Source organism: Acidovorax sp. MR-S7, from assembly GCF_000400995.2.
Classification (GTDB): domain Bacteria; phylum Pseudomonadota; class Gammaproteobacteria; order Burkholderiales; family Burkholderiaceae_C; genus MR-S7.
The window spans coordinates 317,731-329,992 of sequence record NZ_DF238897.1 but is presented as its reverse complement, the minus strand read 5'-3'; the positions used below and the strand labels follow the sequence as shown (position 1 = coordinate 329,992).

Genomic DNA, 12,262 nt, shown 5'->3' with positions numbered 1-12,262 from the left:
ATAGGCTCTAGCGCCCGCCCATCAAGCGCTGGCAGCTATTAAAAAGATACCGCTAGCGCCCTGCCGCCGCCACGCGGCGCGCGCGGCGTTCATGCCGCACGCCGAACCGCAGGCAGCACTGGGCCGCCAGCGCCGCGCCGAACAGCACGCAGGCCGCCGACACGGCCGGGTTGGAGCCCCAGCCCACCAGCATGGTGAACAGCGCGCCCAGCGCCATCTGCGTGAAGCCATACAGCCCGGCGGCCGCGCCCACGTGGTGCGCGTCCACCATGAGCACCTTGGACATCGCGGCCGGGCTGGCGAGGCCCGCGCCCAGCACGAACACCACCATCAGCCCCACGGTGGCCTCCAGCGTGAGGTGGCCCGCCAGTTCCAGCGCCAGGAAGGCGAGCGCGCTGGCCAGGCTCAGCGCATTGCCGCCCAGCAGCAGCCGTTCCAGCCGCACCCTCGGCGCCAGCCAGCGGGTGAGCACGTTGCCCATGGCCAGGCCGACCATCACCACGCCCAGCGCGATGCCCACGGTGTGCACCGACGCGTGCAGCTGCTCGATGATGATGAACGGCGCGGCGGAGATGAACGCGTACACCGCCGTGGTGGCGCAGCCGCCGCCCACGGCGAAGGCCATGAAGGCGGGCGAGCGCAGCAGCGCCGCGTAGTCCCGCGCCAGGCCGCGCGCGCTCACGCGGCCGGTGGGCGTGCCGGTCTCGGGCACCCTGCGCCAGGTGAGCAGCAGCGTGGCCACGCCCAGCAGGGCCAGCGCCGCGAACACCGCGCGCCAGCCTCCCAGCGCCACCAGGCCCGAGCCGATCAGCGGCGCCATGCCGGGGCCCACCATCATCATCATGTTGAGCAGCGCCAGCGCGCGCACCGCGTCGCCGGGCTCCGTGGTGTCGCGCACCATGGCCCGCCCCAGCGCCAGGCCGGCGCAGCCGCCCAGCGCCTGCACCGCCCGCGCGGCCACCAGCGTGTGCACGGTGGGCGCCAGCATGGCCGCCACGCCGCCGAGCGCATACAGGCTGAGGCCCGCCAGCAGCAGCGGGCGGCGCCCCAGCGCATCCGACAGCGGGCCATAGACGAGCTGGCCCACCGCCAGCCCCAGGATGTAGACGCCGATGGTCGCCTGCACCGCCGCGCTGCCCACGCCGAGCGAGCGCGCCGCATCCGGCAGCGCGGGGACGAACATGTGCATGGCCAGCGTGCCGCTCAGGGTGATCAGCGCCAGCAGCCACAGCGGGGTGCTGCGCCGGGGCAATGGAGCGGGGCTCATGCGCCGTCCTCCGCATCGAGCACGGCCAGCCGCTGCGCCAGCCGCTCCAGCACCGAGAAGGCGGCATCCAGCTCGGCCTGCGGCACGCTGTCGAACAGCGCCGCGCGGCTGTCGTGCAGCAAGTCGTGCAGCTCCTGCACGACGGCATGCCCCTGGGGCGTGAGTTCGATGGCCTTGGCACGCCGGTCGGCATGCCCGGCGCGCGTGATGAGGCCGCCGGCCTCCAGGCCGTCGAGCAGGCGTACGACGGAGGAGCCATCCAGCCCCAGGGCGGCCGCCAGGTCTTTCTGGCGCATGGGCTCGGCCACGCGCGCCAGGCGCATCAGGGGCAGCCAGGTGGCTTCGGTCAAGCCGTGCGGGCGCAGGCGGCGGTCGACCAGCTTGCGCCATTGGCGGTTGAGCTGGCCCAGGGTGAACATGAAGTCGTGCCGCACCTGGGCGGCACGCGGAGCGGTGGAAGAAGGCACGAAGAATGTATTTGCAATGCAATAAATGACATGTCAATTATATGCAATGCAGCAAAATCCCATTGCCCCCTTCCCGGGCAGGTCACACGTTGATCGCCGCCGCCGAGCCGGCCTGCTTGCGCAGCTCGAACTTCTGGATCTTGCCGGTGCTGGTCTTGGGCAGCTCGCCGAACACCACGGCGCGCGGCACCTTGAAGCCGGCCAGGTGCTGCTTGCAGTGGGCGACGATGTCCTCGGGCGTCGCGCTGGCGCCGGCCTTGAGCTCCACGAAGGCGCAGGGCGTCTCGCCCCACTTGGGGTCGGGCTTGGCGACCACGGCGGCGGCCAGCACGTCGGGGTGGCGGTAGAGTACGTCCTCCACCTCGATGGACGAGATGTTCTCGCCGCCCGAGATGATGATGTCCTTGCTGCGGTCCTTGATCTTGATGTAGCCGTCCGGGTACTGCACCGCGAGGTCGCCGCTGTGGAACCAGCCGCCCGCGAAGGCTTCCTGCGTCGCCTTGGGGTTCTTGAGGTAGCCCTTCATGGCGATGTTGCCCTTGAACATGATCTCGCCCATGGTCTCGCCGTCGTTCGGCACGGGCTGCATGGTCTCGGGGTCGAGCACGGCGGCGGCGCGCTGCAGGTGGTAGCGCACGCCCTGACGGGCGTTGAGGCGGGCACGCTCGCCGATGTCCAGGCCGTCCCAGTCCCCGTGCTTGGCGCACACGGTGGCGGGGCCGTAGACCTCGGTGAGGCCGTAGACGTGCGTGAGATCGAACCCCATCTTCTCCATGCCCTCGATCATGGATGCGGGCGGCGCGGCGCCGGCCACCATGGCCTTCACGCCGGCGGGGATGCCGGCCTTCATCGCCTCGGGCGCGTTCACCAGCAGGCCCTGCACGATGGGCGCGCCGCAGTAGTGCGTCACGCCGTGGTCGCGGATGGCGTCGAAGATGGCTTGCGCCTCCACGCGGCGCAGGCACACGTTGACGCCCGCGCGCGCAGCCACCGTCCAGGGGAAGCACCAGCCGTTGCAGTGGAACATGGGCAGCGTCCACAGGTAGACGGCATGCTTGGGCATGTCCCACTCCAGCACGTTGCTGATGGCATTGATGGCCGCGCCCCGGTGGTGGTAGACCACGCCCTTGGGGTTGCCGGTGGTGCCGGAGGTGTAGTTGAGCGCGATGGCGTCCCACTCGTCCGCCGGCAGCTCCCAGGCGAACTGCGCGTCGCCCGCGGCCAGGAATTCCTCGTAGGTCTGCGTGCCGATGCGCTGCTCGGCGGCGCCGTAGACCGCGTCCTCCACGTCGATGACCAGCAGCGGCTGCGTGGACTGGCGCAGCGCCAGCGCCTTGGCCATCGCGGGGGCGAATTCGGGATCGACGATCACCGCCCGCGCCTCGCCGTGGTCGAGCATGAAGGCGATGGTCTCCGGATCCAGCCGCGTGTTGAGCGTGTTGAGCACCGCGCCCGCCATGGGCACGCCGAAGTGCGCCTCCACCATGGGCGGGGTGTTGGGCAGCATCACCACCACCGTGTCGTTCTTGCCGATGCCCGCGGCGCGCAGGCTGCTGGCCAGGCGCCGGCAGCGCGCGTAGGTCTGGCCCCAGGTCTGGCGCAGCGCGCCGTGCACGATGGCCAGGCGGTCGGGGTAGACCTCGGCCGTGCGCTCGATGAAGGACAGCGGCGACAGCGGGGCATGGTTGGCGGGCGTCTGGGGCAGGTTCTGGTCGTACTTGCTGGTCATGGTGATCTCCTTCCATCTATTACACCAAGCCCGCCTGACGCCAGGCTGAGCATCGGAGAAAATCATGGGGTGTCTATTCCCCAGTCGTTCATCCAGGAGCTGCTCGCGCGTGCCGATGTGGTCGATATCGTGGGCCGCTACGTGCAGCTCAAGAAGAGCGGCGCCAACTATATGGGGCTGTGCCCCTTCCACGGGGAGAAGTCGCCCTCGTTCAGCGTCAGCCCGTCCAAGCAGTTCTTCCACTGCTTCGGCTGCGGCAAGAACGGCAACGCCATCGGCTTTCTGATGGACCACGCGGGCATGGGCTTTCGCGAGGCGGTGCAGGACCTGGCCCAGCACGTGGGCATGCAGGTGCCCGAGGACGAGAACACCTCGCCCCAGGACCGCGAGCGCGCCGCCGCCCAGCGCCAGAAGCAGGCCACGCTGACCGACGTGCTGGAAAAGGCGGGCGAATCCTGGCGCCGCCACCTGCGTGAGTCGCCGCGCGCCATCCAGTACTTCAAGGGCCGGGGCGTGTCGGGCCAGATCGCCAAGCGCTATGGCCTGGGCTACGCGCCCGAGGGATGGCGCGGCCTGGCCAGCGTGTTCCCCGAGTACGACAGCCCGCTGCTGGAAGAAAGCGGCCTGGTGATCGTGGGCGAGGACGACGGCAAGCGCTACGACCGCTTCCGCGACCGGGTGATGTTCCCGATCCGCAACGTCAAGGGCGAGTGCATCGGCTTCGGCGGGCGGGTGCTGGGCGACGACAAGCCCAAGTACCTCAACTCGCCCGAGACGCCCGTATTCCACAAGGGGCGCGAGCTCTACGGCCTCTACGAGGCGCGCACCGCCATCCGCGAGCACGGCTACGCCCTGGTCACCGAGGGCTACATGGACGTGGTGGCCCTGGCCCAGCTCGGCTTTCCCAACGCCGTGGCCACGCTGGGCACGGCCTGCACGGCCGACCACGTGCACAAGCTGTTCCGCTTCACCGACACCGTGGTGTTCAGCTTCGACGGCGACGCGGCCGGCCGGCGCGCGGCGCGCAAGGCGCTCGACGGCGCCCTGCCCTACGCCAGCGACACGCGCAGCGTGAAATTCCTTTTCCTCCCCGCCGAGCACGACCCCGACAGCTTCATCCGCGCCCACGGCGCCGACGCCTTCGCGCGCCACGTGGGCGACGCGCTGCCGCTGTCGCGCTTCCTGCTCGACACCGCGCGCGAAGGCTGTGATCTGGGCACCGCCGAGGGCCGCGCCCACATGCTGGCCAACGCCCGCCCGCTCTGGAGCCTGATGCCCGACGGCGCCCTCAAGCGCCAGCTGCTCGCCGAACTGGGCGAACTGGGGCAGCTGCCGCCCAAGGAGCTGGCCGAGCTGTGGACGCAGGAACCCGCCCGCCCCGGCACGGCCGCGGGCGCACCGGCCCACGCGGACGAGCCGCCCTGGGGCCACGAGCCCCCGCCGCCGCAGGACTGGCCCGGCGAGAGCCCCCCGGGCCAGCGGCCCTGGCGCAAGGGCGGCGACGGCAAGGGCCGCTGGCGCCGCGACGAGCGGCCCGCCCAGCCGCCGCTGCCGCGCACCCCGGCCGCCAGCCGCGACGACCACGCGGCACGGCTGCTGCTGTCGCACATGGCGTTCATCGAGCACCTGACGCACGAGGACCACGCCGTGCTCTGCGAGCTGCCCGAGCCCCATGGCCCGCTGTTCGCCTGGCTGGAGGGCCAGTTCCACGACCACGGCGCCCTGGCCTGGGCCGTGCTGCGCGAATCCCTGCGCGGGCACCCGTGCGAGCCGCTGGCCGAGCGCGTCATGACCGGCTCGCACGCCCAGACCGAGGGCGACGAGGCCGAGCTGCGCGCCGAGCTGCGCGGCCTGCTCGACCGCATGCTCATCGACGCCATCAAGCGCCAGCAAAGCGCGCTGATCACCGCCGCCTCCCAGGACCCGGCCGCCCTGGAGCGCTACCGCGCGCTGCAGGTGCGCCGCCGCGCGCTGGAGGAAAACGGGCGCCAGGCCTCTTGACTTTTCCTGGATCGGTATAATTTAAGGTTTGTCGGCAAGAGCGACAGCAGCACCTCCGGCCCCGGGCAACCGTGACAAACGCGCACCACCGCCCTCCTCCCCGCAAGGACTGCACACCAAATGTTCGCCCAGACATCTTGCCCCTGAGGGTTACCCCTCGACCGTGCAGGCCCGCCCGCCTGCGCCGTGCCTGCCCGCGCCGGGAACCGTGGCGCTTGTGTTTTCTTTGTGTGTCCGTTTTTGACCCTGAGGTTGTCCATGCCCGCTCAAAAGTCCGCGAAGTCGCCCAAGTCCGCCTCTGGCTCCACCGCGAAGGCTGCCCCCAAAGCCGCATCCACCGTGAAGAAACCCGCCGCCAAGGCCAGCGCGACAGCCTCCTCCGCGAAGACTGCTGCCGCGCCGGCCAAGGCCGTGACGAAAGCCAAGACCGTGCCCTCCACGAAAAGTACCGCCGAGCTGAAGAAAGCCGCTGACGAATTGCTGAAGAAGAAGCCCGCGCGCGCCGCCAAGGCCGCCGATGCGGAAACGGACGCCGAAGAGCCCAAGAAGAAGCCCGGCCGCCCCGCCAAGGCCGCCGCCGCGCCGAAGGCAGCCGCTGCCGCCAAGACCCCGGCCAAGCGCGGCCGCAAGCCCAAGGCCAAGGAAGAAGGCGCCGAGGACGACGCCGACCTGTCCGACATCGAATCCGAACTGGAAGGCGAGCCCGAAGTCGCCGAGGTCGTCCCCACGGCCGAGAAGGTCAAGCCCCTGCGCATGAAGATCAGCAAGGCGAAGGAGCGCGCCTTGATGAAGGAATTCGGCCTGGACGAGACCGTCCTGTCCGAAGAGGACATGGCCAAGCGCCGCTCGCAGCTCAAGAAGCTCATCACCTTGGGCAAGACGCGCGGCTACCTCACGCAGGTCGAGATCTCCGACCACCTGCCCGACAAGCTGGTCGACAACGAGACCATGGAAGTCGTGGTCGCCATGCTGGGCGACATGGGCGTGGCCGTCTACGAGCAGACGCCCGACGCCGAGACCTTGTTCCAGAACAACGTGACGCCCACGGCCACCACCGTGGAAGAGGCCGAGGAAGAGGCCGAGGCGGCCCTGTCCACCGTGGACAGCGAATTCGGCCGCACCACTGACCCCGTGCGCATGTACATGCGCGAGATGGGCACGGTGGAGCTGCTCACGCGCGAGGGCGAGATCGAGATCGCCAAGCGCATCGAAGGCGGCCTGATGGACATGATGGAGGCGATCAGCGCCTCTCCCGCCACCATTGCCGAGATCCTGGCGATGGGCGAGGAAATCCGCGAGGGCAAGGTGGTGATCTCCACCGTGGTCGACGGCTTCTCCAACCCCAACGAGGCCGACGACTACGTGGCCGAGGAAGACTTCGACGAGTTCGACGAGGAAGACGACGACGACGGCAAGGGCGGCTCCAAGGCCCTGACCAAGAAGCTCGAGGAACTCAAGAACGAGGCCCTGCGCCGCTTCGACACGCTGCGCGGGCTGTTCGAGAAGATGCACAAGATCTACGACAAGGACGGCTACGGCGGCCCTGCGTACATGAAGGTGCAGCACGAGATCTCGGCCGAGCTGATGACCATCCGCTTCACCGCCAAGACCATCGAGAAGCTGTGCGACATGGTGCGCGCCCAGGTGGACGACGTGCGCAAGAAGGAGCGCGAGCTGCGCCGCATCATCGTGGACAAGTGCGGCATGCCGCAGGAAATGTTCATCAAGGACTTCCCGCCCAACCTGCTGAACCTGCAGTGGGTGGAAAAGCAGGCCGCCGCGGGCAAGCCGTGGAGCACCGTGATGCAGCGCAACGTGCCGCCCATCCAGGAACTGCAGCAAAAGCTCATGGACCTGCAGGCGCGCGTGGTGGTGCCGCTCACCGAGCTCAAGGAAATCAACAAGCGCATGAACCAGGGCGAAGCCAACTCGCGCGACGCCAAGAAGGAGATGATCGAGGCCAACCTGCGCCTGGTGATCTCGATTGCCAAGAAATACACCAACCGCGGCCTGCAGTTCCTCGACCTGATCCAGGAAGGCAACATCGGCCTGATGAAGGCGGTGGACAAGTTCGAATACCGCCGCGGCTACAAGTTCTCGACCTACGCCACGTGGTGGATCCGCCAGGCGATCACACGATCCATCGCGGATCAAGCACGAACCATCCGCATCCCGGTGCACATGATCGAGACCATCAACAAGATGAACCGCATCAGCCGCCAGCACCTGCAGGAGTTCGGCTTCGAGCCCGATGCGTCCATCCTGGCCGCGAAGATGGAGATCCCCGAGGACAAGATTCGCAAGATCATGAAGATCGCCAAGGAGCCGATCTCGATGGAAACGCCCATCGGGGACGACGACGACAGCCACCTGGGCGACTTCATCGAGGACCAGAACAACACCGCCCCGGTCGACGCCGCCATGCAGGCCGGCCTGCGCGACGTGGTCAAGGACATCCTCGACGGCCTCACCCCGCGCGAAGCCAAGGTGCTTCGCATGCGCTTCGGCATCGAGATGTCCACCGACCACACGCTGGAGGAAGTGGGCAAGCAGTTCGACGTGACGCGCGAGCGCATCCGCCAGATCGAGGCCAAGGCGCTGCGCAAGCTCAAGCACCCGAGCCGCTCGGACAAGCTGCGCAGCTTCATCGATTCGCTGTAAATCCGGCAGCCGCCAGAAAAAAGCCCCGGCTTCATGGCCGGGGCTTTTTTTATTTCAAGCCAAAACAGGCTCTAGCGCTTTCTGGACAAGCGCAAGCAGCTATCTATTCAATAGCGCAAGTGCTGGAGCGGATCACGGCAGCCTGCTCGGCCCCGGCGAAGGGGCGGGCGGTGAGCAGCGGCAGGCAGGCCGCCAGCGGAGCCAGGGTGCGCAGGGCGAGGGGTTTGCTCATTTCCTCATAGCTGCTTGCGCTTATTGGAAAAGCGCTGGAGAGCAAAAACACCCAAGACCAGCAAGGCCAGCGCCCAGGGCGACAAGGTGGGCACGGCCGCGGGCTGGGCGGGGCCGCTAGCCGAAGCGCTGGTGCCGCTCACGGCGACCGGGGCCGAGGCGCCGTGCTCGTTGAACACCCGCACTTCCAGGTGGCGGGTCTCGCCCGCGCCCAGGCCGGGCAGCACGCATTCGCGGCCAGCCGTGCGGCACACGGGCACGGGGGCGCCGCCGGTCACGTCCACCACTTCGTAGTCCACCGCGCCGGGCGGTGCGTCCCAGCCCACGGTGATCTGCCCCACCTCGTTGCCGGTGGTGCTGACGCGCGGGGGCACGGCGGGCGCGGCGTCCATCGTCTGCACGGCGCCGGTGTCGCAGGCGTCGCCGCCCGTGGGGCGCGCAGCGCCGCGCTGGTCGGTCAGGCCGGGGCCGCAGGTGAACTTGCGCAGGGCGCTGGCGCCCGTGGGCACGCGCGTCCAGGTGGGGCCGCGGTTGTCCTGCAGGGGGCCGGGCTGCGGGTCGGCGGTTTCGATGGTGGCGGCATCGCAAGCCCCCGAAACCATCGTGCAGCCGCCCTGCACCACGTTGCCTGCCAGCGGGCCAAGGGGGCCGCCCCCGGCCCAGATCAGCCGGTCGGTGACGCCATCGCCCCACAGGATGGAGTGGCTGAACGTGGCCGTCACAGTGCCGTGGAAGATGCTGCCGAAGGCTGGGTTCGAGGTGTTGCCCACCAGCGTGCTGTAGGCCACCTCGACCGAGCCGTTCGCCTGGCTCGGGATCGCCTCGGCGAACACGGCTCCGCCCCCCGGGGCCGTGTTGCCGTCGAAGGTGCTGTGGGCGATGCGCGGGTGGAACTGGCCGCTGACGCCCATGTCCTGGTCGGCCCTGAACGCAAGGGCGCTGCCAGCACCGCCCGTCTGGTTGGCGGTGAACAGGCTGTGCGTGATCTCGGGACTGCCGATGCCGCCGCCATTGGCCGCCACCGCCAGCGCGCCGCCCCGGCTGCCCGCGTAGTTGCCGATGAAGCTCACGTTGGCGATGCGCGGGCTTCACTCCGTTCCCGCGCCGACGGCGTTGCACAGCAGGCCGCCGCCCTCGCGCTCGAAGCCCGAGCTGAAGTTGGCGTAGCCGGCGGTGATGGTCAGCCCGTCGATCACGGTATCGGCCGGGGTGTAGACGCCGTTGCCAGGCCAGCCCGTGCCGCCGATGGCGACGACGTGGGCGGCGTTCTTGAGCAGGGGGTCGTTCACGATGTCCGCCACGCTGCGCACGATGCCGTGGGCGTCGGCGGCGTCGTCGCCTGCCACGTCGCCCGAGAGCACGGTCGACTGGCTGTCCACCCCGCGCTGGGTGCGCAGCGTTTCGTGGCCGCGAAAGCCGCCGTACAGATGCAGCGGGCGGTTGATGGCGAAGCCGTCGTAGTCGGGCGCGCGGTACAGGCCCTGTTGCAGCCAGATTTCGGTGCAGGCGGGGTTGGCCAACGCGGCGGTCAGCGTGGTGGCGCGGCTCCAGTCGCTGCCGTTGGCGGCGGCATCGCCCGCGGGCGCGGCGCGGCAGATGGCGGACTGGGCGCTGGCGGCGCCTGCGGCCAGCAGCAGGCCGATCAGGAAACGGGTATGGTGCATTCGTGGTTTTGGTTAAAAACAGCCTGTAGCGCTTGCCAGAAAAGCGCGAGCAGCTATCGAATCAGGAGTCATGGCGGGCGCTGCGCAAGGGTGCCGCGCGCACCGGTCGATTCTTTCCAGCGCCCCTCGCGCGGTCTATCGGCTTTGCGCCGCGCGCTATCGGAAAAGCGCCGCCGCACGCGAAAAAGCGCGCCCTAGAATGGCCGGTCCATGATCGCCGCCCCGTTCGCCAGCGTCCCGTTCGCGCAGCACCCCCTCGTGCACACCGCCGACCTCGACGAGGCGCGCCACCGCATCGGCCAGGCGCTCAACCCCTACCGCCTGCAGGTGCTGCGCGGGCGCATCGCCCACTGCCGGCTGGAGCTGCTGCCCTGCGGTCCCCTGTCGCTGCTGCGGCTGCGGCACGGCTACGGCGCGGACGTGGCCGTGGACCCCACCTGCGGCACGCTGGACGGCTACTACCTGCTGGTGCTGCCCACCTTGGGGCACGCGGTGTTCCAGTTCGGCGGGCGCGGCATCGACGTCTCGCCGCAAGGCGCCGTCATCGTCAGCCCCGGGCGGCGCTTCCACTTCACGGCCAGCCGCGACTACGAGCAGGTCCTGCTGCGCCTGGAGCGGCGCGCCATCGACGACGCCTGTCGCCGCCTGACGGCCGAGGACGAGGCGCCCGCGCTCTGCTTCGAGCCGGTGATCGCCCCGCACACGCCCGGCTGGCAGGCGCTGGCGCCCCTGCTGCAATGGGTGGCGCGCTGCGCGGGGCTGGGCCGAGGACGGAGCGCCGCCCAGGCCGCCCTGCTCGCCCAGACCGAGGTGCTGCTGGCCACCACCTTGCTGCTGCACCAGCCGCACGAGCAGGCCGCGCGCCTGTGGCCCGCGCCGCTGCCGGGCCACGCCAGGGCGCCTCAGGCCATCCGGCGCGCGCAGGCGTACATGCTGGAGCACCTGGGAGACGCCGTGCCGGTGGCCATGGTGGCCAGCCACTGCGGCCTGTCGGTGCGGCGGCTGCAGGCGCTGTTCCAGGACGAGTGCGGGCAGTCGCCCCTGCAGTGGCTGCGCATGCAGCGCCTGCAGGCCGTGCGCCAGGCCCTGTCGCAGCCCGGCGCTGGTGCGCCGGTGGGCGAGACGGCCCTGCGCTTCGGCTTCACCCACCTGGGGGAATTCTCGCGCGCCTACCGCCAGGCGTTCGGCGAAACGCCGCAGCAGACGCGCGGCGGCACGTATAACAAGCTTTGCAACCTGTCCATACCGCCATGACTTCGCACACCACCTCCCCTTCCCCTCCCCTGCGCATCGCCGTCATGGGCGCCGGCGCCGTGGGCTGCTACTTCGGCGCGCTGCTGGCGCGCGCCGGGCACGCCGTCACGCTCATCGGCCGGCCCGCGCACGTGCAGGCCATCCAGGCCCGCGGCCTGCGGCTGCAGACCGCTACCGAAGACGTGCACGTGCCCCTGGCCGCCAGCACCGAAGCCAGCGCCGTGGCCGGTGCGGACGTGGTGCTGCTGTGCGTGAAGTCCACCGACACGGAAGGCGCCGCGCGCCAGATCCTGCCGCACCTCGCTCCCGGCGCGCTGGCGCTCACACTACAGAACGGCGTGGACAACGACGAGCGCGCCCGCGCCGTGCTCGGCCCCGCCCACCCGGTGGCGGCGGCCGTGGTCTACGTAGCCACGGCCATGGAAGGGCCGGGCCACGTGCGCCACCACGGGCGCGGCGAACTGGTGATCGCCCCGGCCCCGGCCCCGGGCAGCGAGCGCGTGGCCCAGGCCTTCGGCGCGGCGGGCATCCCCACGCAGATCTCCGACAACGTGCGCGGCGCGCTCTGGGCCAAGCTGGTCATCAACTGCGCCTACAACGCGCTCTCGGCCCTCACCCAGCAGCCCTACGGCTGGCTGGCCGCGCAGGACGGGGCCGACGCCGTGATCGGCGACCTGGTGGCCGAGTGCCTGGCCGTGGCGCGGGCCGACGGGGTGCAGATCCCCGGCGACATCCACGCCGCCGTGCGCGGCATCGTGGCCACCATGCCAGGCCAGCGCTCGTCCACCGCGCAGGACCTGGCGCGCGGCCGGCCCACGGAGATCGAGCACCTCAACGGCTACGTGGCCCGGCGCGGCGCCGCACTGGGCGTGCCCACGCCGGTCAACCGCGCGATGCGGGTACTGGTGCGCATGGCCGAGGCTGCCGCCTCGGCCAAAGCGTGAGGTCCAATCGGCCTCCAGCGCTTACCAGCCAAGCGCTGGAAGCT

The 12,262-nt window shown here is 70.1% G+C and carries 10 protein-coding genes; 4 read left to right on the top strand and 6 right to left on the bottom strand.

From position 1 onward, the window contains the following. Positions 1 to 52: 52 nt before the first annotated feature. From AVS7_RS03860 to AVS7_RS03850, 3 genes are all read right to left on the bottom strand, one after another. Positions 53 to 1,267 (bottom strand): multidrug effflux MFS transporter, encoded by a 1,215-nt coding sequence (locus AVS7_RS03860; protein ID WP_024000904.1) that lies wholly within the window; start codon positions 1,265 to 1,267, stop codon positions 53 to 55. Further along, positions 1,264 to 1,734, bottom strand: a complete 471-nt coding sequence (locus AVS7_RS03855; RefSeq protein ID WP_020230395.1) for a MarR family winged helix-turn-helix transcriptional regulator — start codon at positions 1,732 to 1,734, stop codon at positions 1,264 to 1,266. The genes AVS7_RS03860 and AVS7_RS03855 overlap by 4 nt, the downstream gene beginning before the upstream one ends. An 82-nt stretch (positions 1,735 to 1,816) precedes the next feature. Continuing rightward, positions 1,817 to 3,463, bottom strand: coding sequence for an acyl-CoA synthetase (locus tag AVS7_RS03850; protein ID WP_020230394.1), 1,647 nt, complete (start codon positions 3,461 to 3,463; stop codon positions 1,817 to 1,819). 69 nt (positions 3,464 to 3,532) lie between these two features. On the opposite strand from AVS7_RS03850, the gene dnaG reads away from it, so the two are divergent. Continuing rightward, the gene (gene dnaG, locus AVS7_RS03845) at positions 3,533 to 5,464 is read left to right on the top strand and encodes a DNA primase (RefSeq protein WP_020230393.1); all 1,932 of its coding nucleotides are present in this window, start codon (positions 3,533 to 3,535) and stop codon (positions 5,462 to 5,464) included. Between the two features lie 258 nt (positions 5,465 to 5,722). Continuing rightward, positions 5,723 to 8,125: an RNA polymerase sigma factor RpoD gene (gene rpoD / locus AVS7_RS03840; RefSeq protein ID WP_024000903.1), complete on the top strand. Its 2,403-nt coding sequence runs from the start codon at positions 5,723 to 5,725 to the stop codon at positions 8,123 to 8,125. A gap of 103 nt (positions 8,126 to 8,228) precedes the next feature. Here the strand turns inward: rpoD and AVS7_RS25335 are convergent, their stop codons facing one another. The 3 genes from AVS7_RS25335 to AVS7_RS03830 are packed head-to-tail and all read right to left on the bottom strand — an operon-like array spanning position 8,229 to position 10,020. Then, a complete protein-coding gene (locus tag AVS7_RS25335; protein WP_020230390.1) occupies positions 8,229 to 8,357 on the bottom strand; it encodes a hypothetical protein in 129 nt (42 codons plus the stop codon). A 4-nt stretch (positions 8,358 to 8,361) separates the two neighbouring features. Next, a complete protein-coding gene (locus AVS7_RS03835; protein ID WP_020230389.1) occupies positions 8,362 to 9,426 on the bottom strand; it encodes a fibronectin type III domain-containing protein in 1,065 nt (354 codons plus the stop codon). Positions 9,427 to 9,444: 18 nt separating this feature from the next. Next, positions 9,445 to 10,020, bottom strand: coding sequence for a hypothetical protein (locus tag AVS7_RS03830; RefSeq protein WP_020230388.1), 576 nt, complete (start codon positions 10,018 to 10,020; stop codon positions 9,445 to 9,447). Positions 10,021 to 10,230: 210 nt separating this feature from the next. On the opposite strand from AVS7_RS03830, the gene AVS7_RS03825 reads away from it, so the two are divergent. Further along, entirely contained in the window at positions 10,231 to 11,274 is a 1,044-nt protein-coding gene (locus tag AVS7_RS03825) for an AraC family transcriptional regulator (RefSeq protein ID WP_020230387.1), read from the top strand. Beyond that, the gene (locus AVS7_RS03820) at positions 11,271 to 12,218 is read left to right on the top strand and encodes a ketopantoate reductase family protein (protein WP_020230386.1); all 948 of its coding nucleotides are present in this window, start codon (positions 11,271 to 11,273) and stop codon (positions 12,216 to 12,218) included. Before AVS7_RS03825 ends, AVS7_RS03820 begins: the two co-directional genes overlap by 4 nt. Positions 12,219 to 12,262 lie beyond the last annotated feature (44 nt).